This window comes from Bacillus cereus group sp. BfR-BA-01356 (assembly GCF_022663635.1).
In the GTDB taxonomy this organism is placed as follows: domain Bacteria; phylum Bacillota; class Bacilli; order Bacillales; family Bacillaceae_G; genus Bacillus_A; species Bacillus_A cereus.
The window spans coordinates 1-24,612 of sequence record NZ_JAKUFX010000089.1; the positions used below are offsets into that span (position 1 = coordinate 1).

Genomic DNA, 24,612 nt, shown 5'->3' on the forward strand with positions numbered 1-24,612 from the left:
CACCATCGTTTTCAGAAAAAATTAAAGAACCTGAGTCCATACGAATATCGAACTCAGGCTTCTTAACTATGCGTTTTAATTACTGTCTACTTGACAGGGGTCAGTACAGAACTGGCGGCCTATTCCCGTTCTTCTCACCATTCTTAGGCTGGATTGGCGTATTCCTAACAGGGTCTGATACGTCTGCGAATGCACTGTTCTCAAATTTACAAGCCATTACAGCGCAGCAAGTCGGCGTATCTGAAGTGCTTCTCGTTGCAGCAAATACAACAGGCGGTGTAACAGGTAAAATGATTTCCCCACAGTCGATTGCGATCGCTTGTGCAGCGGTTGGTCTTGCTGGAAAAGAATCGGATTTGTTCCGTTTTACAGTGAAGCATAGCTTATTCTTCGTAATTATTGTTGGTATTATGACGTATGTGCAGGCGTATTATTTAACGTGGATGATTCCGTAAAGAGCAAAAGAAATAAGCTTTGAATTTTTCAGATTATGGTGTATGATGGGAAAGTATTGAAAATTAAATCAGTGATAAACTAGGGGTGCCTAACGTATGCGTAGGCTGAGAGAGAAGCGCGTGAACTTCTTAACCCTTTGGACCTGATCTGGCTCGTACCAGCGTAGGGAAGTTAACGGCTTTACATAATGATGTCTTTTATGAGCCAGGTCCTTATTTTTTTATGGACCTGGCTCTTTTTATTTTGGCATACGCTGGCCATATCTCGTCCTTGTCACGTACAGGGGGGCAAAAAAAATTATGAAACAATCTGTTTCAGCTGAGCAAATTGAATTGAAATCGAGTTTACCAGGGAGTAAGAAAGTATATGTGGATGGACCACGCGCAGGCATGAAAGTGCCGATGCGTGAGATTGAACAAAGCAAAACGAATGGCGTTCCAAATCCGCCAATTCGTGTGTATGATACGAGCGGCCCTTATACGGATCCTGAGTATAAAGTGGAGTTAGAAAAGGGGATTCCAACGCCGCGCCACTCTTGGATTATGGGGCGTGGTGATGTAGAAGCATACGAAGGGCGTGAAGTGAAACCAGAGGATGACGGTGTGAAAGTGGCTTCGAAACATACACCTGTTTTCCCGCAAATGGATCGCCAGCCACTTAGAGCAAAGCAAGGTGCAAACGTTACGCAAATGCACTATGCACGTAATGGCATTATTACTTCTGAGATGGAATATGTTGCGATTCGTGAAGGGGTAGAGCCGGAGTTTGTTCGTAAGGAAATCGCAGAAGGCCGCGCTATTTTACCAGCGAATATCAATCATCCAGAAGCTGAACCGATGATCATCGGTCGTAACTTCCATGTGAAGGTAAACGCGAATATCGGAAACTCAGCTGTATCTTCTTCGATTGCAGAAGAAGTAGAGAAGATGACGTGGGCTACTCGCTGGGGTGCAGATACGATTATGGATTTATCTACAGGTAAAAATATTCATACGACGCGTGAGTGGATTATTCGTAACGCGCCTGTACCAGTTGGAACTGTACCGATCTATCAAGCGCTGGAAAAAGTAAACGGAATTGCAGAAGATTTAACGTGGGAAGTATATCGTGATACGTTAATTGAGCAGGCGGAGCAAGGCGTTGATTACTTTACAATTCACGCTGGTGTATTGCTTCGTTACATTCCAATCACGGCAAAGCGTACGACAGGTATCGTTTCGCGCGGTGGTTCGATTATGGCGCAGTGGTGTCTATTCCATCATAAAGAAAACTTCCTATATACTCACTTTGAAGAGATTTGTGAAATTATGAAGCAGTACGATGTTTCGTTCTCTCTTGGAGATGGATTACGTCCAGGGTCTATTGCAGATGCAAATGACGAAGCACAGTTTTCTGAGCTTGAAACACTTGGCGAATTAACGAAGATTGCTTGGAAACATGATGTGCAAGTTATGATTGAAGGACCTGGACACGTACCGATGCACTTAATTAAAGAGAATATGGAGAAAGAGCTTGATATTTGTCAGGGTGCGCCGTTTTATACACTTGGGCCGCTAACGACAGATATTGCACCCGGTTATGACCATATTACATCGGCAATTGGAGCTGCGATGATCGGTTGGTTTGGAACGGCGATGCTTTGTTATGTAACGCCGAAAGAACATTTAGGTTTGCCAAACAAAGATGATGTACGCACGGGTGTTATTACGTACAAAATTGCAGCGCATGCGGCTGATCTTGCGAAAGGACATAAAACGGCTCATCAGCGTGATGATGCACTTTCAAAAGCACGTTTCGAATTCCGTTGGCGCGATCAATTTAATTTATCTTTAGATCCTGAACGTGCGATGGAATATCACGATGAAACGTTGCCTGCAGAAGGGGCAAAGACAGCTCACTTCTGTTCAATGTGTGGACCGAAGTTTTGTAGTATGAGAATTTCACATGATATTCGTGAATATGCAAAAGAAAATGATTTAGAAACGACAGAAGCAATTGAAAAAGGAATGAAAGAGAAAGCAGAAGAATTTAAAGAAGCTGGTAGTCATTTATATCAATAACACGTTACACCTCTTTACTTGATTGATCACACTGTAGTACCTAACTTTATTATAGAAGAATCCCCATTTGCTAAGACGGTAGCAAATGGGGATTCTGTTGTTTATAAGGCAAAGAAGAGATGTACCCAGTAGAATAAGAGGAATAGTGAGACGACTGTTGTGAGCGGGATAACGATAAGGGATACACTTAAATAGTCTTTCCATTTTACTTTAATTTTGTTTTGTTTCAGAATATACATCCAAATGAGTGAAGCTAGTGTACCAATTGGTAGTAATAGTGAACCGATGTCACTACCAATGATGTTTGCAAGATAGATTGTTTTTAATGTGACTGGATCTAGTCCCATTTCTGTTAATGTGATTGTACCAATCATAAGGGCAGGATGGTTATTGAAGACGTTAGAGAGGATGGATACAAGTCCGCCCATTGCAAAGCTAGCATAGAGTAGATGCTGATTCACAATTGGCTCGAGCCATTGTACAAGTGCAGCTGTTAATCCTGCGTTGTGGAGTCCGTAAATAATGACGTACATAGAGAAGGCGAAAATTAAAATGTGCCACGGTGTCTTTTTCAAAATGTCGACAGGGTTTGTTCGTAAGTAGTACCATCTCCAAATGAGAAGAACGAGTGAACCAAGTACTGCAACGATTTCAATTGGGATGGATAAGAAGGATGCAACGAATAGAAGACAGCGCATCAGGAAGACGAAACCTAATACTTTTAACATGAATCTTGTCCGTTTTTGTTTCGTATCAACAGAATTATTTCCTTTTAGTGGATGGAAGTTTTTCGTGAAGAAAATTTCTTCAATATCATATGAAGATACAGGTAATTTTTTCGGAAGTTTTTTCTTCAAAACTGTATACATGAGCCATGACATAAATAATAAGCCTAATGTTGCAGGTACAAACATCATAGCAGTATGCATATAAAGAGTCATATTAACGATATTTAATGCAATTAAGTTTACGATATTACTTACACCAATTGGTGCACTAGATGCAGTAGCGATTAAAGCGCCACTTAATAAATAAGGAATTTGTTGATGTGGTTTTAATTGAAGGTTTTTTAGAAGAAGAATTAAAATGGGAGTTGTAATTAGAATACTACCGTCGTTATTAAATAAAAGAGTCATAAGAAAACATAATAATTGAATATACCAGTATAGACGGCGTCCAGAACCCTTTGCTAGATTTGCTAGTTTCGCTGCGGACCAATGGAAGAAGCCGAAGCTTTCTAATATAACTGCCATGACGATGGTCGCTAATATTGTTATGGAAGCACCGCCAATTTTACTTATAATATCCATGACGTCTGGTTTTGATACAAGTCCAGTAATTATGATGATACCAGCTCCGATTGCTGCTGGCCACGCCTCATTCAAACCTCGAGGCCGCCAAAAGATAACGATCATCGTTAAGAAGAATACAATAATAGTAATCCATATTTCAATGCTCATATTTTGCCTACCTTTCTATTTTCCCTTGAACAGATGTAGCTTGTCTCAAGTTTATATTGTTAGTATATTCAGCAAAAAATAAGAAGAACTAGACGTATAACGAGATGAAGCGAATATGTGTTTTTCAAGCTAAAGGACAAGTGTCACGAATAGTGAAATAACTATTATGAGAGGCGTCTATAAATTATTGGGGCAGTAAAATAGTAAATGAAATTTATATGGGCGATTATGGAGATATATTGGCGCAACTTAAAATATATCAGCGATTATTGAAATATATCGGCGCAACTTAAAATATATCAGCGATTATGGAGATATATCGGCGCAACTCAAAATATATCAGCGATTTTTAAAATATATCGACTTATCGACAAAACATGACAAAAGGAGTCTATTCCAAAATGCCTTTTGGGACAGACTCCAAGACTATATTATTTTTCCTTCAAAAAAGTACGATCCTTCAAGAATAAATTCCAGAAGAAAATAAATCCTGGTAATAAAATTGCAATCCCAATTGCGTATAGAATGAGCAGTGCATAGAACGTTTCTGTCGTTGTGAAGCTTGTAAATACAGTTACGTCAGGATAAATAATATACGGTAAATGCGCGACGCCGTAAGCGTAGCTTGCAAATGCATATTGAGCGACGACAGCTAAAACGGCAATGCGAGGGTATCCTAGTGTATTGTATTTTTTGTTTGTCCACCAAAGGGACGAGTATCCGATAACGAATAAAACAATAGAAACTGTAAACCACGGGAATTGCTTTATTAATCCTTGCATAAGCCAATGTGTTTCTGGGTCCATTACAACGAGGGCGATGATTGCTGTAACGAGCGTTGCAGGACCAAGAATGATAGCATTTCTTCTATAAATTCTATACGTATCTTCTGAACTTTGTTCTCTCGCAAAATCAGCAAGAAAGAGAGAGGAGAGAAATAGTTCAGACGTTAGTCCGAAAAGCATATAACAGTAGATAACCGGGCTAGAAAGAAGTTTTCCATACAGGAGTACTTCTTTTCCTTCAGACATTGTAATATAGGCTCCCTCTGTAACGGGTAAAACGGTAATTAATAGTGCTGGAATTAAGAGACCAGTAATACCTGAAATAACCCGAAGAAGGTACTGATATTTTGGCAAGGAGTAAGCAAATACCATAAACGTACTACGTACTGCAACGAGCACTAAAATTAACATAACTGGTACGAACATTACTGTCGCAAGAGTAAAGGCCGCTTTCGGAAAGAAGCCGAGAAATGCGACAACGACGAAGACGAGAAACGTATTTGTTACCTCCCAAGTTGGTGATAAGTACCGATTCGCAAGTTTAGCAGCGAGCGTCGGATGTTTTGCGTATACCATGCCCCAAAAACCAGCTCCAAAATCGATGGACCCTAGTATACTGTATACGAAAATAAGGGCCCATAAGATGATGATTGCAATACTTTCCTCATGCATGAGAATCGCCTCCTTGGTGTTGTAAATCATTCTTTAATGGATGTCTTCTAAAGAATGTCCGTAGAACAATGACTGTTAAAATAGCGAGTCCAATATATAAAATGATGAACAAAACAAATAAAGGACCGACGAAATCGGCGCGTGTAGATGCATCGACGGTACGTTGCATACCATAAATTGTCCATGGTTGACGACCGCTACAACTGAAAATCCATCCGAATTCAATACCGAGCATCATAATTGGTCCGCATGCGGCAGTCCCCCAAAGTAGCCACTTCGGTAGTTCTGTTCCCTTTTTTCGGTAAACGAAGTACCAATATAAGAGCGCAATTGCTGCAACTGCAAAGGTAAACGCAGCGGTGCCGACCATTAAGTTGAATAGTGTATGTGTATAAAATGGTGGCCATGTTTCTTGGGGAAATTCCTTTAGACCTTTTACGACAGTGCTAGGGTCTAGTCCCACTAATAAGCTAAGCATGTTGGGAATTTCAAGTGCATAGTTTAGTTCAAGTGTATTGGGATCCACAACTCCGCCAATGGATAGCGGTGCGTGTGATGTCGTTTCAAATAAAGCTTCAGCAGATGCAAGTTTTTCAGGTGAGTGTTTATGTAAGGCGATCGCTGATTCATGTCCTGAAAGCCACATCGTAGCGCCTGTAATAAATGTAACGACAAGCCCTAATAGCAGCCCTTTTTTATGATAAGCAATTTCACGTGTACTTAAATTTTTCTTCAATAATTTAAATCCAGCGATAGAAGCAATGACAGCCGCACCAGTTGCATAAGCCGTAATAACGACGTGGAATGCACTTGTACCAAAACTCGGATTAAAGAAAGCTTTCCAAGGATCAACGTTAAAAACAGATCCATCTGGATTCATTGAAAAGCCTGCTGGTGTATTCATCCATGTATTTGCTGATGTAATAAGCACGGCGGATGCCGTGGCACCAAGCATGACGAAAAATAGCGAGATTAATCTCATAAATGGAGGAAGTTTATCGGCTGCATATACGTAAATCGACATGAATAAAGCCTCCAAAAAGAAGGCGAAAATCTCAATTTGGAAGGGAACAGAAATAACTTGCCCAACAATTTTGGCGAAACCAGGCCAAAGAAGTGAGATTTGCACACCAACGATTGTTCCAGTTGGAATTGCTACACCGAGAAGAATAGCAAACGCCTTTGTCCATCTTTTCGCCATAATGGCATAGTCGGAGTCTTTCTTCCAGTGATAGAGTATTTCGCTTATAAAAATCATCAATGAAAGTCCGACCCCAAGTGTTGCAAAGATAATGTGGAATGCTAATGAAGAACCGAAAAATGCTCTTGCTAATGTTACCGTATCCATATGTAAACTCCTCTTCTTTTTTGCCATTATTTTCTGATTGAATTGGAAGATTTATTCAAAAAAACTACCAAAAATATATATGTATTTAAAAAGTGAATATGATAATATAATGTTGTAATATTTTGAATAGAAAGAAATAAATAGTTGGTCATGTTTTGTTTGTTTTTTGCTCAGGAATCTTTTATAATCTTTTATGCGAACATAAGTTCTGTTTTTGGAATAAAGAAGTTTATGTGAAATGGGGAGGGTGTTTTATGTATCCTGAAGTCATTAAAAAGATGGCATTTTCAAAAGAGCATAGAGATTTATTATTGAAGCTATATAATAAAGAAATTACACGTCGTGAATATGATCGACTTGTACAATCGCTATATAAACCTTCTAAAGAGGTTTGCGAGGGATAGAAATGGGGGGAGACAATCTAATAGATTGTCTTTTTTAAATTTATGTATGTTCTGATAAAATTAAGGTTAGCCTTACTAGGGAGGTGAAAAGATTGCGGAAACGTTTATATATAGGGATTGGAGTTATCTTCTTAATCGCTTTAGGTGGAATTGTATTTTGGTCAGCTTTACAAGGAAACCGTACAGAAAATTTTATTTTAAGACATATGGTGAATGACAATGGAACACTTGCTACGTATCGTTTAGTAGATACTAAGGCAGGTACGGGTGAAGCTAAGGGACGTGAAGCTTTATCAGAATCGGCGGGATTATGGTTACAGTATACACTTGATAAAGATGATCAGGCGTTATTTGATGAGCAAGTAAAGGTTATTCAAGATAATTTCATATATAAGAATCATATTGTTTTATGGAAACTCTCTGAAAAGGGAGAGAGGCAGTCAGCTACAAATGCACTTATAGATGATCTTCGTATTATAGAACAATTATATCGTGCTTATGAAATGTATAAGGAAGAGCGTTATAAAAACCTTGCCGATCAATTAAGTGATGCTGTACTTCGTTATAATAAAAAAGATAATTATTATGTTGATTATTATGATGCAGATGCAGGGAAACAAAATAATTTTGTAACAACATCATACATAAATCCGCGTGCATTCTCCTATATGAAGAAGTACGGCAAAGTTTCTGCTCAGCAATATCAGGAAGTCGTTCAATTTTTAGCAGATTATCCAAGGCATGGCTGGGCATTCCCAAAAGAGTATAAAGAAGATGGTACATTTACGTACGATAAAGAAGTGAATCTTATTGACCAATCATACGTTGCATATCATCGAAGTTTAGGTGGTCTTTCATCAGCTGCTTATTTGGAATTTATAAAGAAGAAGTTCCGGGAGGATGGAAAGCTATACGGTCGTTACAATTTAGAAACGGGAAAACAAACTGTGAATTATGAATCGCCGGCCGCGTATGGACTAACGATTTTGTACGTACTACAAACAGGTGATACAAAGTTTGCGAAGGAATTGTATGATCATATGGCCACATTCCGAAATGACAACGTATTTAGTAGATATTACGGTGGATATGTAACAGGTGAAAATAATAATACGCATATTTTTGATAACGTACTACCACTTTTAGCTGAAATGGAATTAAAAAAGAGTGAACAATAAAAGGTGCCACCATATGAGGGTGGCACCTTTTATTTGTTCATATAATTTTACGTCCTAATATTAGAGAAGTAGTCAATCACGAATTCACGGAATTGCTGAGCTGTTTTTGATAAGTAGCGTTTTTTTGACCAACTTAATCCGATGGTTCGCTGACAAGTGGGTTCAATAATACGCAACTTGCTCGATGCTAAAGTAGAGTTTTTTAATAAAGTTAAACTTGGAACAAAAGCGATGCCGAGACCTTGCTTAATGAGGTCGCTAATCACGGTCGGTTCATCGACTTCAAAAGCAATATGTGGAGTGAAAACAGCTTCTTTACAAAATTCATCCGTTAAGTGCCGAAATCCATAACCAGTGTTCATACTAATGAACGGTTCGTCCTTTACTTCATGGAGGTGGATATTTTCTCGGCCTGATAAACGATGGCCTGAAGGGACGACTAAGAAAATTTCTTCTGTAATAAGTGGTTCCCAAACAATTTCTTCTCCTTCAATTGGCACAGAGGAGATACAAAAGTCAATTTCTATATTATCTAGTTGTCGTTTCATAGAAGGAGTGGATGCCAGAAATTGTTGGAACCGAACGTTAGGATGTTCTAGTAAAAAAGAGCCAAGTAGTTCTGGTAATATTCTCGGAATAGAAACGGCTAGTGTAATAGAGCTTTGTTGTAATTCGGCTAAATCTTTAATTTCTCGTTCCCCTTCGCTTAATTCATGAAAAATACGCTCTACTCGTTTTAAAAATACTTTTCCGAAAGAATTTAAAGTAATCTGTCGACCTTGGCGATCAAATAAAGGAACGCCTAAATCCTTTTCGAGTCTAGCTATTGTTTTGCTGAGTGAAGGTTGTGCGATATGCAATTCTTCAGCTGCCTTTGTCATATGTTCTAGTCGTGCGACTGTCTGAAAGTATTTTAACTGGAGCAGTTCCATTTCGAGTCTCCTTTCTATAGACCAAAAGGAATGAATTAATAATTAAAGATGTATTATACAGTATGGAAAGTGACGTGTATAGTAAATCTGTTAAACCATTCTAATGGTGTTAAATTCGGAGAAGGAGTATGTTTCATGAAGGGAATTCAACTTGTATTTAAAGATTGGAAAGCGATGTGGCACCATAAACATGGACGTATCGCTTTAATTTTTTTATTAATCGTTCCGTTAATTTATTCAGGATTCTTTTTAGCTGGATATTGGGATCCGTACGGAAAATTAGATAAATTACCTGTTGCGGTTGTGAATTTAGATAAAGGTGCTGCGATGGATGAGAAAACAATTCATGCAGGAGACGATTTTGTAAAAAATTTAAAGGAGAATAAAGAACTGGCTTTTCATTTCGTATCAGAAAAAAATGCTGATGAAGGGCTAAAAGAAGATAAGTACTATATGGTTGTTACGATTCCAGCTGATTTCTCTAAAAAGGTAAGTACACTTATGGATGAGAAACCAGAACCAGCACAATTGCAGTACAAAGTAAATCCGGGTAAAAACTTTGTAGCAGCGCAAATTGGAACGACAGCTGTTGAAAATATGAAAACAAAAATTTCAAATAGTATTACGAAATCTTATACAGAAGGTGTGTTTTCAAAGTTTCAAGACTTAGCACAAGGGTTGAGTGATGCAAGTAATGGTGCTGGGAAGTTACATGAAGGAACGACAGATGCAAGAAATGGGGCAGATCAGCTTGCAGATGGTATTCATCGTTTAAGTGACGGGACATCAAAAGTGAAAGAGGGAAGTGAAAAACTTGCTTCTAGCAAATCAGCCTTAACTGACGGAGCGAATGAGCTAAGTCAAGGAGCAACTTCACTTCATAGTGGTATGGAGTTATTAGCACAAGGTGAAAAAACGTTACAATCAGGGGTTAGTGAATTAAGTGCTGATACAAATGAATGGGTGAGCGGAAGTGAGAAGCTTGCTGAAGGCCAAGTAAAAGCGGATGGTGCAGCTAATAGTATAAAACAACAATTAGAAGAGTACGTGAAAAATCATCCAGAAGTGCAGCAAGATCCCGCTTTTCAAAAAATTGTTGCTACGTCTGATGGACTAACTAAAGCAACAAGTATTTTAAATAATAGCCAACAACAATTAACACAAGGTGCGCAGAAGCTTGCAAATGGTCAGCATAAGGTTGAAGAAGGTATGAATACATTCGGAGTTAAGTTAAATGAAGCTACTGCTGGAACGAAAAAAATAGCAGATGGTGCTACAAATTTAGCTAGTGGATTTACGAAATGGGGAGCTGGATTTACATCATTACAAGAAGGTGTAAATCAACTTGCCAGTGGCGGAACAGAGCTGAATCATGGTGCTGATCAGTTAACGAACGGACTTGTTAAACTTGATGATGGTGCGAAAGAACTTTCTAGGAAATTAGGAGAGGGCGCAGAGAAGATAGCGGATATTCGTAATGATGATGCACGCAATACGATGTTCTCAGAGCCAGTTCAGTTAGTGAAGTCAACAGTTTCTGACGTGCCTAATTACGGTTCAGGTATTGCACCATATTTCTTATCGCTTGCATTTTATGTTGGCGGAATTATGGCATCGAATATTTTACCGCTTGGCCGTAGACAAAATATGAAAGTAAGCGGAACGGTACATTTTATTAATAAACTAGGATTGGTATATTTAATTGGACTTATTCAAGCGCTACTCGTAGATGTAGTTGTGCTAGGTGTTATGAAATTAGAAGTCGCAAGTGTGCCACTCTTTGTTTTATCAAGTATTGTTATTTCCTTTACGTTCATGACATTTATTCTTATGCTAGTAACAGTATTTGGTCTTGTTGGAAAGTTCTTAGCGGTAACCCTTCTTGTCCTGCAATTAGCGACGAGCGGAGGTACTTTCCCAGGAGAATTAAATATAGCTGTTCTTAGTAAAATTGGACAATTTCTCCCAATGTCTCATTCTCTTAGAGGATTACAAGATGTTATTTCTTTAGGAGATTGGTCGCAATTACAAATGCAAATTTTAATATTGTTATGTTATCTCGTTGTTGCCGGTGGAATTGCTTGGATTACGAGTCATATACAGCATAGAGAAACGAATGTAGAACAAGTTTCTTAAGATGAAATAAGCTATCCGATTTTTTCGGATAGCTTATTTTTTATTTACGTTCCATTACTGCAAAGTAATTATTTTCATTATCAGCAAAGTTGAATGCTCTACCAGTAGGTAAATCTACAACCTGTCCAACTGTGACATTTTTCTCAGAAAGATCTTTATATAGACGGTCTAAGTCATTTGAGAAGAACATAAGTGAAGGTGTATTTAGGTTTAGTTCAGGTTGCATCTTCGCGATTAACGCTTTATCGTGAAGGACGATGCTTGTTCCTGCTTCTTTCGCCGGTGCAATTTCAATCCAGCGGAAGCCATTTCCGTTATTTTCTTCCGCAATGATTTGGAACCCTACTTTTTCTGTCCAAAATTGTACTGTTTCGTCTTGGTTATTTACATATAGCATAATTTGTCCAACTTGATTAATCATAGGTGTCTCTCGCTTTCTTTTTATATGCGTATTATTATATCAAATATATGGCTTGAATAGTTTTTTATGATTTTTTCGGAATACAACCTTCGTCCATTTCATCTTTGTTGTAGGAGAAGGTCCTGTAATCCAAGTATGAAATGGTATTGTGCTACAAATGACCATTGTTGAAATAGAGATAATGGCCGTTAACACAAATAGTAATAGGGTATATAATATAGTATTTTCTTGCAGCGTGAATAAGGAAAGAAGTTTTGTGCATAGTTGCAAGAAGAATAAATGAGCTAAATAAGCACCATACGTGTAATTTCCAATGAAACGTAACGTTTTATATAAGAAACCACGACGCTGTACTATCATAATAGATAACACATACAGTATGATAATTTCGCATACTATATATAAAAACATAGATGGTTTTAAATAGGTAGAAACAGTTAAATGGATAGAGTTTGCTCCGTAAAAACTAAACAACTCATAATTGATGAATAAAAATAAGATGAAAAATAATATTGTTATAAGCGGGATATGTTTCATGACGAATAGCCGCCAAGTTTTTAGTGCTACAGCGGCAATGCCGCCCATAACGAAATAGAATGAGTAGAATAGAAATGATCGATCTGTATAATGTAAAATTGTTGAACTTGTTAATTTTTCTCCATTAAAAATATAGTGAGAAGAGAACCACATTAATAGAAAATATAGGCAAGCGAAAAAGGTCATATATTTATATATGTCTTTTTTATTTTCTGTTCGTTTTTGAAACCAATAAAAAAGTGTGCATAGTAAAGGGAACAATAAGTGAATTTGGAACATCATAATAACGTACCAAAGATGGGGCGCGGCTGTTCCGAGTAATAAACTTTTTATTCCACTTTGTAACGTAATAAGATCGTTTGTTGTTAATAAGTAAAGAATAGACCAAAAGAAATAAGGAATGAGTAAGTGTGTCGCTTTTTCAGAAATATATTCTTTATATACTAATTGCTTCGTATAGTGACGAATTAAGTGAAATCCAACGATAAATATGAATGCTGGTGCTGAGAATTTTGCAAGGTTAAATAGCATGCCCATAATGAGGGATTGCTCAAGTAAGACATTTCCTTGATTCATTGTATATAATAAGGAACTTTGCAAAACGACAGCGAGAAATGCAATGCTTTGCAAAACTTTAAATTCAGGTGCGCTTTGTGTCATTATTTCCATCTCCTTTTCCATACATGATTATAGTACGGAGAATGGATAATGGATGTGGAATATTTGTGAAGATTGTAACAAATTTGTGGCGAGAGGAAATATTAACTTATCAACAAATAAAGAAAGAGGATGCTCTAAACGAGCATCCTCTTTCTATTAAGCAAATTTGTTTTTGATCCAATTCTTACCTTCTACAAGGCGAGCTGTCATTACCGCACAAGCGTTATCTGCTGTTACGTTTAACATCGTTGCAGGTGGATCAATGATTGTACTAATTGCTGCGATAATTGGCAGTGCTTCTGGCGGGAAACCGTATAGAGATACGATTAACATTTCACCGATCATACCGCCGCCGGGAATAGCACCCATTACTGTTCCTACTAATAGAGAAACAACAAGTGCGATTGCTAATGTTTTCGGTCCTTCGAATTCCATGTTGAAAATACCGAATAAGAAAGCAATTTTTAATACGCCACCTAAAACAGAGCCGTCTTTATGAAGTGTAGAACCAAGAAGGACAACTGTTTCGCGAACGTCTGAAGAAATACCCATTTTCTTCGTTGCTTCTAAGTTCGCTGGAATACTTGCGGCACTACTACAAGTTGCAAGTGATGTAACTGTAGGAGAGACCATGTTCTTCCAAAATACTTGTACACCTTGTTTGCGACCTGCAAGGTATGCATAGAATGTGAAGAATACAAAGAAATAAATTAGAGAAGCAGGATAGTATACCATTGCTGCTCGGAAGTAAGTTCCAAGAAGTTGTGGTCCGAATTCGCCAACTAATGCTGCAAAGTAAGCAGCAAGTCCGATTGGGGCGTAGTACATAATGAAAGATACAACCTTCATTGAAATCTCTGCACCAGCCTGTAGGAATGTAGCGAATGGCTTTCCTTTTTCGCCAACTGCTGAAGTTGCAATCCCCATTAAGATAGAGAAGAAAATAAGAGCTAACATATTTTCACGAGATAGTAACTTCGAGAAGTCAGATACTGTTAAAATACCGACGATTTGATCTGCAACACTAACAGCTTTGCCGGCTTTGTCAGGTTGTGTTAGTTCTAGTACAACACCTTGTGCTGGCGGGAATATTTTCACAACAATAATCATAAAAATAGCAGCTAAAATACTTGTAAATAAGAAAGTCCCAGCCATACTAGACATAATTTTACCGAAACGTTTTAATCCATCCATATTAGCAATAGACGATGCGATGCTAAAGAACACTAGAGGTACAACAATCGTAAACATTAAGTTTAAGAAAATGTCACCAAGCGGCTTTAAAGCAACTGCATCGGCACCCATGAAATAACCAATGAAACCACCAATTAGGATAGAAGATAATAAAATAAGTGGAAAGCGATATGCCTTCATAAATATATCCTCCTATCAATTAAAAAAAGTCATACTGAATCATTATAGCGAGTTAGAGTTCTCTTTACTAGGAGAATACGGATAGATGGAATAGCGCGAAAACCAAGAAATTTTTGTTTTTAAGCTCGGCATACAGCAGGAAATCTAGACATATATATTTGTAACCTAGTGGTGGCAAGGAGTGCACCATAATTTAGGTAGAGAAAAAAGGGGAGGGAAGCGGGATGAATATTTTACTTTGCTGTGCAGCGGGAATGTCTTCCAGTTTGATTGTTACAAAGATGGAGAAAGCAGCAGAGGCAAGAGGGATAGAAGTGAAAATCTGGGCAGTATCAGGTTCTGAAGTGAATAGTCATATTGATAAAGCTGATGTCCTTTTACTTGGACCGCAAGTACGTTATTTATTACCGAAAATGAAAGAATTATGTAAGGATAAAGGGATACCTGTTGATGTCATTCAATCCGTTCATTACGGACTTTGTAATGGAGAAGCTATCTTGCAAGCAGCGTTGTCAATGAAACCATGAGGAGAGTGGGATAGATGATACGGTTTTTAGAGAAGTATGTGATGCCAGTAGCAGGGAAGGTTGCAGAGCAGAGGCATTTACAAGCAATTCGAGATGGAATTATTTTAACGATGCCTTTCTTAATTATTGGATCGTTTTTCCTCATTATTAGTGCACTGCCAATACCCGGATATAACGAGTTTATGGCAGGTTTGTTTGGTGAGAATTGGCAGAGAGCTTTAGGGTATCCAGTTAGTGCAACTTTTAATATAATGGCTTTAATAGCTGTTTTTGGAATCGCTTACAGGCTTGGAGAGTATTATAAAGTGGATGCTTTAGCATCCGGGGCATTGTCGCTTGTGACGTTTTTACTTGCGACGCCATTTCAAGTTGCATATATTATACCAAGTACAAAAGAAAGTGTACTTGTAGAAGGCGCTATCCCAGCTGCATTAATGGGAAGCCAAGGGTTATTTGTAGCAATGATTATTGCACTTATATCTACTGAACTTTATCGATTTATTGTACAAAAAAAGATAATCATAAAGATGCCAGAGACAGTTCCACCAGCTGTCACGCGTTCATTTGCGGCACTTGTTCCAGGATTTATTGTTGTAACAGTTATTTGGATTTTACGCTTAATTATAGAAAATACTTCTTTTGGCAGTATCCATAATATTGTAGGACAAATTTTACAGGAACCACTTAGTGTAATTGGTGCTAGTCTTTGGGGCGCAATAATAGCAGTTATTCTCGTTCATGTTCTTTGGTCGTGTGGAATTCATGGTGCTACTATTGTTGGTGGTGTAATGAGCCCCGTTTGGTTGTCGTTAATGGATCAAAACCGAGTCGCTTTTCAAGCTGGGCAAGATGTACCAAATACGATTACGGCACAGTTTTTTGACTTATGGATTTATATGGGCGGTTCTGGTGCAACGCTTGCTCTAGTTGTCGGAATGTTACTATTTGCACGAAGTCAACAATTAAAAAGTTTAGGGAGATTGTCAATTGCACCTGGTATATTTAATATTAATGAGATGGTAACTTTTGGTATGCCGATTGTAATGAACCCACTTTTACTAATTCCATTCATATTAGTTCCAGTTGTGTTAACAATTGTTTCTTACTTTGCAATGGAATGGGGATGGGTCGCACGTCCGAGTGGGGCCGCTGTACCTTGGACGACACCTATTCTTTTTAGTGGATATTTAGGATCGGGCGGGAAAATTTCAGGTGTTATTTTGCAACTTGTTAACTTTGCGCTAGCATTCTTCATTTATTTACCGTTCTTAAAAATATGGGATAAACAAAAACTGGCGGAAGAAAAGGGGGAGTAAAGAACTAAAATGGATACGATAGAGACGAAAGCTTTTCATTTAATCTTGCATGGGGGAAACGCGAGAAGTTGTTCAATGGAAGCAATTGATTGTGCGAAGCGTGGGGAGTTTACAGAAGCTGAAGCTAAATTACAAGAAGCACTAGAGGAATTAAAAGAGGCGCACCGTGTACAAACGGAGCTTATCCAGAAAGAAGCTGGTGGCGAAAAGACCGAAGTTACTCTTTTAATGGTACACGCGCAAGATCATTTAATGAATGCAATTACGGTGAAAGAATTAGCGAGTGAGTTTGTAGAGTTATATAGGAAGATGTCGGTGGATGAATGAACCTTGCTTATGCAAGGTTTTTTTATCTTGAATTAACGGGCAGTAAAACACCCACTAATTAAAATTTCATTTTATGTATGTGCCTGTACCATCAGCGAAATGTTCATCCCACTGATGGTATTTTACAATCCTCCTTTTTTCGGATGAGTAAGAGTTATAATTAATCGGCAGTAACAATTTCTCCTATACCACGAATTAATCTTTTTATATGCATCCGCTCCGGTTTTAATATATTTACGATATAATCAATCGATATTTGTGGTTCAACGGTTGTACCGCAAGTATAACAGTCAATAGCTGCAAAATTTTGTTCCGGGTAAGTGTGAATGGAAAGATGGCTTTCTGATAATAACACTAATACAGTAACACCATATGGCTGGAACTCTTTTTTACTTACGTTTAAAACATGGGCACCAGAGTAATCTGCAGCTGTAACTAGATGATATTCTAAAAATTGCATATCATCTAATAGGGAAAAGTCCACTCCCCACAAATCTACTATTATATGCTTGCCAAAAGTAGAATATTCCATAGGGTAGCACTCCTTATTATAATATTGTCAAAACTTCATTTCCTGTTTGTAGCATTGATGTAAGATAAGATTTGATTCTGAATTTAAAAGAGCGAGGTTACGTTGTTCTAAATGTTCTTCTTTAAATTGAAATAAAGGAAAAAGAAGAGCAGGCAATGTTCGAGGAGTTGGTACTACATATAATTGTTCAATTTGATCGAGTACATGTGCAGAATTAGTAGCAAGATGAAATCCCCAGTCAGTTCCGAAAGAAGGAACGATTGTATGATAACTCTTCACAGTTAATCCAGCGTGTTCAATTGTATTACCGATACTCCAATATACTAGAGGTGCATCAGCAGGTGAATTAGATTGACAGACGAAAGCACCATCTTCTGTTAAGAATGTAGCTATACGAGCAAATAGTTCGCTTGTATATAAAGTACTTAATAATTCTGTCGCTGGGTCTGGAAAATCAATAATGATTACATCGTATAAAGATGAAGGTGAATTTAGAAATTCTTTTGCATCGCATACGTGCACGTTCACACGATTATCAAAAAAAGCATTTTTGTTTAAAGATACTATTTCTGGAACATTACGTGCCATATTAATCATTGCCTCGTCTAAATCAACAAGGTCTACATGTAGCACAGTTTCATATTTCAAAACTTCTCGTAAGGCAAGGCCATCGCCACCACCTAATATGAGAACACGTTTTGGATCAATTACTTTTGCCATAATCGGATGTACAAGTGCTTCATGATAAATTTGCTCATCAACGGAACTGAATTGTAGTTGCTTGTCCAAGTATAAGCGAACATCGTTTACTTGGACTAAATTAATATTTTGATAATTACTCTTTTCTTCAAATAGGCTCGTATGTTCACCAGCTTGTATTTCCTTTAGAGAAATTTCATCCCACACATCTAAGCTGTGTGAATCTGTAGGTACTATAGTTACATTTTCCGATTGTACTTGCTTATCTTGCTTATTCTGCTCATCCTGTTTGTCTTGTATATCATGCTTGTCCTGCTGTTCTAGTTCAAATTTGTCAGAGTCTAATTCAGAACGCTTGTCTTTTTTATAGCTTGTTATTCTATAAATCTTTATTTTGCTTTGTTTTCTATGTTTTGGCATAGGAATCCCCTTTCGAATTGTGTTATTTTATTCTATTTTATTTTATGTAATCTAGTAGAGTTTGCTTGGACAATAGAATAGATAGAAGACTGAGCCCAAGAAAATGTTGTTTTTTACTAGATTCCTACGATAAAAAAGTTTTTTTAGTGTTTTTTCATATTAAACATAACTAGACAACTAAACACTAATCTATTTTCATACAGTTATGTGTTAAAAGCGTGTTGTTTTATAACACACTGTGTGTTTTTTGGACGACACACTAATTGAAAGCGTTAACACACAAAGAAAATAGTCGAAAAAGTGCTGATTTTAGTGGTTTTAAAAAGTTGGCACGCTAATTGCATTAATAAATAGCGTAAAGAAAAATAAATAAAACATAAATTTTTTATACTACACAAGGGGGATTTTCAAATGAATATTTTATTATGTTGCTCAGCAGGGATGTCTACAAGTTTACTAGTTACAAAAATGGAAGCGGCTGCAAAAGCTCGCGGTTTAGAAGGCAAGATTTGGGCTGTATCTGGGGATGCAGTAAAAACGAATATCGATCAAGCAGATGTATTATTACTAGGACCACAAGTTCGTTACATGCTTTCTTCAATGAAAACACTTGCTGATGAGAGAAACGTTGGAATCGACGTTATCAATCCAATGCACTACGGCATGATGAATGGAGAAGCAGTTTTAGATCACGCATTAACACTTAAAAAATAATTAGGGGGGAAGCGAAATGCAAAAGTTTATTGCATTCATGGAGAAATATATTGTTCCTGTCGCTGGTAAAATCGGGTCGCAACGTCATTTAGCTGCGATCCGTGACGGATTTATCGCAGTTATGCCACTTATTTTAGTTGGTGCACTGGCATCACTAATTAATGGTTTTCCATCTGAGGCTTTCCAAGATTTCATGAAAGGTTTGTTTGGTGAAACGTGGAAACAAGTTGGCGGTGGAATGTGGACTGGTTCTTTCGCGATTCTAGCACTAATCATAGCATTTACAACAAGTTATAACTTAGCAAAATCTTACGGCGTTGATGGTTTGTCAGCAGGTATTATTTCATTTGGTGCGTTAATTATTCTTACGCCAACAACACCGAAAGAAGGCGGATTGAACTTAGCTTGGACAGGTGCACAAGGGTTATTCGTAGCAATTATTGTGGCACTCCTTGTTACTGAAGTATTCCGTTTCTTCGTACAAAGAAACATTACTTTTAAAATGCCTGATGGAGTACCACCAGCAGTTTTAAGATCTTTCGCAGCTATAGTTCCAGCATTTGTTATCTTAACAGTAGTTGCAGGTATTCAATTAGCAGTGAAATTAGCTGGTACAAGTGTTCATGAATTTATCTTTAATACGATTCAATCACCACTGCAAAGTTTAGCAGGGACATTACCAAGTGCAATTGTCATTGTACTCCTTGTTCATCTTCTTTGGTTCTTCGGTTTACATGGTCCAAATATCGTTGGTGGTATTATTGAGCCGTTATACTTACCAGCATTAGAGAAAAATATGAAGTTATTCCAAGGTGGCACATCTGCATTTGATGTTCCAAACATTGTTACAAAACCATTCTTTGATACTTTCGTATATCTTGGTGGTTCTGGTGCAACATTAGCGTTCTTAGTAGTTGTATTACTTGTAGCAAAAAGTGCACAATTACGCGGTGTATCTCGCTTATCAATTGGTCCAGGTGCATTCAACATTAACGAACCAGTAATCTTTGGTACACCAATTATTTTAAATCCAGTTTTATTCTTGCCGTTTATCATAACACCAATTGTATTGGTAATTACTTCTTATACAGCTATATCTATTGGTTGGGTACCAAAAACAGTTGCAATGATTCCATGGGCAACACCACCAATTATTAGTGGTTATCTTGTAACAGGTGGACATCTTTCAGGTGCAATTCTACAGTTATTCAACTTTGTAATTGCGATGGTAATCTACTATCCATTCGTTGTATTATGCGACCGTTCTGTTGTTCGTACTGAAAAAGCAGCAGCACAAGGAAATAATAATTCTGTACCTATGTAACATAGTAATTGTTCTCACAGACAACATAATCTGTGAGAACAATTACCTTTATATCATGTTCAAAAAGATGAAAAACATCTATATGAACACTAAACTATCATTAATAAATTCATACTTTAATAGACATGTTCAAACTGAAGGGGTATTTAAATCGGTTGAACCTTATAGAGAGGGCGGTAATTATGATGACTACAGCAGAACAAATTCCATTCCAATTGATTTTAAATAGTGGTAACGCACGAAGCTTTGCGATGGAGGCACTTCAATTTGCCAAACAGGGGAAAATGGCAGAAGCGGATGAAGCGATGGTAAAGGCAAAAGAAGCGATTAATGAAGCGCATCATTTCCAAACAGAGCTCATACAATCAGAAGCAAGAGGAGAAAAAACAGAGGTTAGTGTTCTTTTAATTCACGCACAAGATCATTTAATGAATGCGATTACAGTGAAAGAATTAGCAGCAGAGTTTATCGATCTTTATAAAAAGCTTGAAGCGAAAGGGGAATAAAGCATGACTGGAATTAAAATTGCTACAATCGGCGGTGGATCTAGTTATACACCAGAGTTAATTGAAGGATTTATTAAGCGTTATGATGAGCTTCCTGTTCGTGAAATTTGGTTAGTAGATATTGAGGCAGGAAAAGAAAAGTTAGAAATCGTTGGTAACTTAGCGAAACGTATGGTGAAAAAATCAGGCTTACCAATCGAGGTACATTTAACACTTGATCGCCGTGAGGCATTAAAAGATGCTGACTTCGTAACAACACAACTTCGCGTTGGTTTATTAGAAGCACGTGCAAAAGATGAAGCAATTCCGTTAAAGTATGATGTAATCGGTCAGGAAACGAATGGTCCTGGTGGTTTATTCAAAGCGTTGAGAACGATTCCTGTTATTTTAGATATTTGTAAGGATATGGAGGAGCTCTGTCCAAATGCATGGTTAATTAACTTTGCAAATCCAGCTGGTATGGTAACAGAGGCTGTCCTTCGTTATACAAATATTCAAAGAGTAGTTGGTCTATGTAACGTTCCGATCGGAATTCGTATGGGTCTTGCAAGATTACTTGAAGTAGATGCGAGTCGTGTTCACGTTGATTTCGCAGGTTTAAATCATATGGTATACGGACTAGATGTATACTTAGATGGCGTGAGTGTAATGGACCGCGTGTTAGAGCTTGTAACAGATCCAGAAAAGCAAATTACGATGGAAAATATCGCAGCGCTTAACTGGGAACCAGACTTTATTCGCGGACTTCGTGCAATTCCATGTCCATACCATCGTTACTACTACAAAACACGTGAAATGTTAGAAGAAGAGAAAGAAGCTTCTGTTGAAAAAGGTACACGTGCAGAAGTAGTAAAACAATTAGAAAATGATTTATTTGAGTTATATAAAGACCCGAACTTAGATATTAAACCACCACAATTAGAAAAACGTGGCGGAGCTTATTATAGTGATGCAGCATGTAGCTTAATTACGTCTATTTACAATAATAAAGGTGATATCCAGCCTGTTAATACACGAAACAACGGAACAATTGCAAGCTTACCACATGATTCTGCTGTTGAAGTGAACTGTATTATTACGAAAGAAGGTCCAAAACCAATTGCGGTGGGAGATCTTCCAGTACCAGTTCGCGGTTTAGTACAACAAATTAAATCATTCGAGCGCACAACAATTGAAGCTGCTGTTACAGGGGATTATCATAAGGCGCTGCTTGCTATGACAATCAATCCACTTGTACCATCAGATAAAGTTGCAAAACAAATTTTAGATGAAATGTTGGAAGCACATAAAGAGTATCTTCCACAGTTCTTTAAAAAGGTAGAGAAGTAAAAGCGGCGCTATTTAGCCCGCTTTTTTTATTCTATTAGGAGGTATTATGATGATTAAGTTAATTGTAAATGCAGATGATTTCGGTCTTACAGAAGGTACAAATTACGGCATTATTGATGGGCATATAAATGGACTTGTCAATTCAACGACGATGATGATGAATATGCCAGGAACAGAGCATGCGGTACGCTTAGCGAAAGAGTACAACCTACTCGGAGTAGGCGTACATCTCGTATTAACGGCAGGAGAACCACTGTTAAAGGATGTACCGTCACTCGTAGGGGAAAACGGATCGTTTCATAAACAAAGTGTTGTAAGGGAAGGGAATATAAATCCAGAAGAAGTTGAGAGAGAATGGACTGCTCAAATTGAGAAGTTTTTATCTTACGGATTAACACCAACTCATTTAGATAGTCATCATCATGTGCATGGTTTACCGATTTTACATGATGTTCTTGAGAGATTAGCGGCTAAATATAATGTTCCGATTCGTCGTTGTGAGGAAGATAGAGCGGTGCATCCATTTTCTGATGTGTTTTACAGTGACTTTTATGCGGATGGTGTGACGGAAGATTACTTTGTGAAGTTAAAAGAAAGAGTACAAGGTGAACAAACGGTAGAAATTATGGTTCATCCAGCTTATATTGATCCAGAGCTTGTGAAGCGTTCTTCTTACGTAATGGATCGTGTGAAGGAATTGCGTATTTTAACAGAGAGTGAGTTGCCAGAAGGCATAGAGCTTGTGAAGTTTTAATAGAAAAAACGACGGCTACATCATGCCGTCGTTTTTTCTATTTATAAAATGGACAGAATATATCCGCCAAAGGCTCCCAGTATAACGATAACCCAAGGTGGTGTTTTCCAAAAAGCTAGTAAGCAAAAAAGAAGCGAAGCGAAAACGAAATCTGAAGCATTTATAACTGTACTCGTCCAAATAGGATCATAAAAAGCGGCAATTAAAATACCAACAACTGCGGCGTTAACACCAAGTAGTGCGCCTTGTATGAATGATATTTTTCTCACACTGTTCCAAAATGGTAAAACACCAATAACGAGTAAGAAAGCAGGGAGGAAAATCGCAATTGTTGCGAGTATTGCCCCAAGCGTCCCGTTTAACACTGCTCCTATATACGAGGCGAATGTAAATAGTGGTCCTGGTACTGCTTGTGTTAATCCGTATCCAGCTAGGAACTGTTCTTTCGTCATCATTCCGTTTTGTACGAACTCACCTTCAAGAAGGGGCAGCACGACGTGTCCTCCTCCAAATACAAGTGCGCCAGAGCGATAGAAACTATCAAATAAAGCGATGTAATAAGAAAACGGTCTTAATATCGGTAGCAGTAGTAAGAGTCCAAAGAATAAGACGAGACAAGAAACTGCTATCTTTTTTGAAATAGGTACTTTTATATTTTGAGATTGGCTAATTGGTTGGTTGCGATATAAAAACCAACCGATAAAGCCACATATTATAATAAGGATGACTTGTGTCCAACTACTTGGCCATAATAAGGCAATTGCGGCAGTTACAATCGCAATCGTCGCACGGTTGCGATCTGGAGTTAACTTTCGCGCCATTCCCCATATGGCATGAGCGACAATAGCTACTGCTACAAGTTTTAGTCCATGAATCCAGCCAGCACTTCCAAGATCGAACTGATTAAGGAATGAGGCGAAGAAAACTAAAATAAGGACAGACGGTAAAGTGAATCCAATCCATGAAATAATAGCTCCTAATAGTCCGCCTCTTAATAATCCAACCCCCATACCGACTTGGCTGCTGGCAGGACCAGGAAGGAATTGACATAGCGCTACTAAATCTCCATAGCTTCGTTCATCCATCCATTTTCTTTTTTGCACGTATTCGTGGTGAAAATAGCCGAGATGAGCGACAGGACCGCCGAATGAAGTAAGTCCTAATTTAAATGAGACGAGAAAAATCTCTAATAATGTGTGAAAGATGTGTTTGTTTTTTTTCAAAATAACCTCCTATAATGTTTTTCTATGTGCATTATACAAGAGACTTTCAATCTACAGGAACGATTTTAATGTAAAGATTTTGTGAATCTTTTCTTTGTAATTAAAATTGAAAAAGTCATAAATGATTATGTCTAAACCATAAAGTAGTAGAAGTAGTGCTGGGAAATTTATATAAGGAGAATGCCTTATGACAACACATTTCTTTGCCAGGTTAACAGGTAAGAGGGAAGTGCCTCCTGTAAATACAGAAGCTTTTGGGGTAGCAGAGTTTATTTTTAGTGATGATTTAACGAAATTGCATTACAGAGTAATACTAAAAAATATAGAAAAGGTTACATCGTGTCAAATTCATTTAGGGAAGTCTACTCAAATTGGTCCTGTTGTTTTATATTTGTATGGTCCACTGGACATGCCCATCAACTTAAAAATCTTCACTACCCCCAAGTGTAAAAAAACGTTATTCTTTCTAAAAAAGCTAGACTAGAAAGGATGACGTTTTCTTATGAATCTCTCGATTC

At 37.7% G+C, this 24,612-nt stretch carries 23 protein-coding genes, 1 pseudogene and 1 riboswitch; of the genes and pseudogenes, 14 read left to right on the forward strand and 10 right to left on the reverse strand.

The annotated features are described in order from the left end of the window. On the forward strand, positions 1–455 hold a 455-nt coding region (locus tag MR168_RS23400), incomplete at its 5' end, for an L-lactate permease (RefSeq protein ID WP_242291528.1). A 71-nt stretch (positions 456–526) separates the two neighbouring features. Further along, a riboswitch (TPP riboswitch) is annotated at positions 527–642 on the forward strand. Positions 643–755: 113 nt separating this feature from the next. Beyond that, positions 756–2,516 carry a phosphomethylpyrimidine synthase ThiC gene (gene thiC / locus MR168_RS23405; RefSeq protein ID WP_086412804.1) on the forward strand — a complete coding sequence of 587 codons (1,761 nt, stop codon included), beginning with the start codon at positions 756–758 and terminating at the stop codon, positions 2,514–2,516. Between the two features lie 101 nt (positions 2,517–2,617). On the opposite strand, the gene MR168_RS23410 is transcribed toward thiC, so the two are convergent. The 3 genes from MR168_RS23410 to cydA all read right to left on the reverse strand — a co-directional run bounded on the left by MR168_RS23410 (position 2,618) and on the right by cydA (position 6,781). Beyond that, on the reverse strand, positions 2,618–3,976 hold the full coding sequence (locus MR168_RS23410; protein WP_242291529.1) for an arsenic transporter: 1,359 nt from the start codon (positions 3,974–3,976) through the stop codon (positions 2,618–2,620). A 431-nt stretch (positions 3,977–4,407) separates the two neighbouring features. Then, positions 4,408–5,433 (reverse strand): cytochrome d ubiquinol oxidase subunit II, encoded by a 1,026-nt coding sequence (locus tag MR168_RS23415; RefSeq protein ID WP_000544187.1) that lies wholly within the window; start codon positions 5,431–5,433, stop codon positions 4,408–4,410. After that, complete coding sequence (gene cydA, locus MR168_RS23420) at positions 5,426–6,781, reverse strand: cytochrome ubiquinol oxidase subunit I (RefSeq protein ID WP_000381980.1); 1,356 nt, start codon at positions 6,779–6,781, stop codon at positions 5,426–5,428. Before cydA ends, MR168_RS23415 begins: the two co-directional genes overlap by 8 nt. A 254-nt stretch (positions 6,782–7,035) precedes the next feature. On the opposite strand from cydA, the gene MR168_RS23425 reads away from it, so the two are divergent. Then, positions 7,036–7,185: a hypothetical protein gene (locus MR168_RS23425; RefSeq protein WP_000283179.1), complete on the forward strand. Its 150-nt coding sequence runs from the start codon at positions 7,036–7,038 to the stop codon at positions 7,183–7,185. A gap of 92 nt (positions 7,186–7,277) precedes the next feature. Next, the gene (locus tag MR168_RS23430) at positions 7,278–8,363 is read left to right on the forward strand and encodes a transcriptional regulator (RefSeq protein WP_140159431.1); all 1,086 of its coding nucleotides are present in this window, start codon (positions 7,278–7,280) and stop codon (positions 8,361–8,363) included. 47 nt (positions 8,364–8,410) lie between these two features. On the opposite strand, the gene MR168_RS23435 is transcribed toward MR168_RS23430, so the two are convergent. Continuing rightward, positions 8,411–9,295, reverse strand: coding sequence for a LysR family transcriptional regulator (locus MR168_RS23435; RefSeq protein ID WP_086412807.1), 885 nt, complete (start codon positions 9,293–9,295; stop codon positions 8,411–8,413). A 135-nt stretch (positions 9,296–9,430) separates the two neighbouring features. On the opposite strand from MR168_RS23435, the gene MR168_RS23440 reads away from it, so the two are divergent. Then, positions 9,431–11,431 (forward strand): YhgE/Pip family protein, encoded by a 2,001-nt coding sequence (locus MR168_RS23440; protein WP_242291530.1) that lies wholly within the window; start codon positions 9,431–9,433, stop codon positions 11,429–11,431. A gap of 40 nt (positions 11,432–11,471) precedes the next feature. Here the strand turns inward: MR168_RS23440 and MR168_RS23445 are convergent, their stop codons facing one another. The 3 genes from MR168_RS23445 to MR168_RS23455 form a co-directional block, all read right to left on the reverse strand. Beyond that, positions 11,472–11,852 carry a VOC family protein gene (locus MR168_RS23445; RefSeq protein WP_000610162.1) on the reverse strand — a complete coding sequence of 127 codons (381 nt, stop codon included), beginning with the start codon at positions 11,850–11,852 and terminating at the stop codon, positions 11,472–11,474. 39 nt (positions 11,853–11,891) lie between these two features. Continuing rightward, positions 11,892–13,049, reverse strand: coding sequence for an acyltransferase (locus tag MR168_RS23450; RefSeq protein WP_000194344.1), 1,158 nt, complete (start codon positions 13,047–13,049; stop codon positions 11,892–11,894). A 156-nt stretch (positions 13,050–13,205) separates the two neighbouring features. Next, positions 13,206–14,423: a dicarboxylate/amino acid:cation symporter gene (locus MR168_RS23455; protein ID WP_000649362.1), complete on the reverse strand. Its 1,218-nt coding sequence runs from the start codon at positions 14,421–14,423 to the stop codon at positions 13,206–13,208. Positions 14,424–14,647: 224 nt separating this feature from the next. On the opposite strand from MR168_RS23455, the gene MR168_RS23460 reads away from it, so the two are divergent. From MR168_RS23460 to MR168_RS23470, 3 genes are read left to right on the forward strand one after another with little or no spacing between them, the layout of a single operon-like run. After that, complete coding sequence (locus MR168_RS23460) at positions 14,648–14,950, forward strand: PTS sugar transporter subunit IIB (RefSeq protein WP_001023543.1); 303 nt, start codon at positions 14,648–14,650, stop codon at positions 14,948–14,950. Between the two features lie 14 nt (positions 14,951–14,964). Next, entirely contained in the window at positions 14,965–16,266 is a 1,302-nt protein-coding gene (gene celB / locus MR168_RS23465) for a PTS cellobiose transporter subunit IIC (RefSeq protein WP_086412809.1), read from the forward strand. Positions 16,267–16,275: 9 nt separating this feature from the next. Continuing rightward, positions 16,276–16,593: a PTS sugar transporter subunit IIA gene (locus tag MR168_RS23470; protein ID WP_000379645.1), complete on the forward strand. Its 318-nt coding sequence runs from the start codon at positions 16,276–16,278 to the stop codon at positions 16,591–16,593. Positions 16,594–16,753: 160 nt separating this feature from the next. Here the strand turns inward: MR168_RS23470 and speD are convergent, their stop codons facing one another. Both speD and MR168_RS23480 read right to left on the reverse strand, forming a co-directional pair. Further along, positions 16,754–17,125, reverse strand: a complete 372-nt coding sequence (gene speD / locus MR168_RS23475; RefSeq protein WP_000456823.1) for an adenosylmethionine decarboxylase — start codon at positions 17,123–17,125, stop codon at positions 16,754–16,756. Between the two features lie 27 nt (positions 17,126–17,152). After that, positions 17,153–18,244, reverse strand: a complete 1,092-nt coding sequence (locus tag MR168_RS23480; protein WP_001123963.1) for a polyamine aminopropyltransferase — start codon at positions 18,242–18,244, stop codon at positions 17,153–17,155. Positions 18,245–18,655: 411 nt separating this feature from the next. On the opposite strand from MR168_RS23480, the gene MR168_RS23485 reads away from it, so the two are divergent. From MR168_RS23485 to chbG, 5 genes are all read left to right on the forward strand, one after another. After that, on the forward strand, positions 18,656–18,958 hold the full coding sequence (locus tag MR168_RS23485; protein ID WP_001023569.1) for a PTS sugar transporter subunit IIB: 303 nt from the start codon (positions 18,656–18,658) through the stop codon (positions 18,956–18,958). 16 nt (positions 18,959–18,974) lie between these two features. Continuing rightward, positions 18,975–20,282 carry a PTS cellobiose transporter subunit IIC gene (gene celB, locus MR168_RS23490; protein ID WP_001168822.1) on the forward strand — a complete coding sequence of 436 codons (1,308 nt, stop codon included), beginning with the start codon at positions 18,975–18,977 and terminating at the stop codon, positions 20,280–20,282. A gap of 182 nt (positions 20,283–20,464) precedes the next feature. Next, a complete protein-coding gene (locus MR168_RS23495; RefSeq protein WP_000989055.1) occupies positions 20,465–20,788 on the forward strand; it encodes a PTS lactose/cellobiose transporter subunit IIA in 324 nt (107 codons plus the stop codon). A gap of 3 nt (positions 20,789–20,791) precedes the next feature. Further along, on the forward strand, positions 20,792–22,117 hold the full coding sequence (gene celF / locus MR168_RS23500; RefSeq protein ID WP_000145762.1) for a 6-phospho-beta-glucosidase: 1,326 nt from the start codon (positions 20,792–20,794) through the stop codon (positions 22,115–22,117). A 49-nt stretch (positions 22,118–22,166) separates the two neighbouring features. Beyond that, the gene (gene chbG / locus MR168_RS23505) at positions 22,167–22,871 is read left to right on the forward strand and encodes a chitin disaccharide deacetylase (RefSeq protein WP_000593496.1); all 705 of its coding nucleotides are present in this window, start codon (positions 22,167–22,169) and stop codon (positions 22,869–22,871) included. Between the two features lie 41 nt (positions 22,872–22,912). On the opposite strand, the gene MR168_RS23510 is transcribed toward chbG, so the two are convergent. Beyond that, on the reverse strand, positions 22,913–24,094 hold the full coding sequence (locus tag MR168_RS23510) for a chromate transporter (protein ID WP_086412810.1): 1,182 nt from the start codon (positions 24,092–24,094) through the stop codon (positions 22,913–22,915). A gap of 187 nt (positions 24,095–24,281) precedes the next feature. On the opposite strand from MR168_RS23510, the pseudogene exsM reads away from it, so the two are divergent. After that, positions 24,282–24,518, forward strand: a pseudogene (gene exsM, locus MR168_RS23515) (exosporium regulatory protein ExsM); the annotation flags it as partial. Positions 24,519–24,612 lie beyond the last annotated feature (94 nt).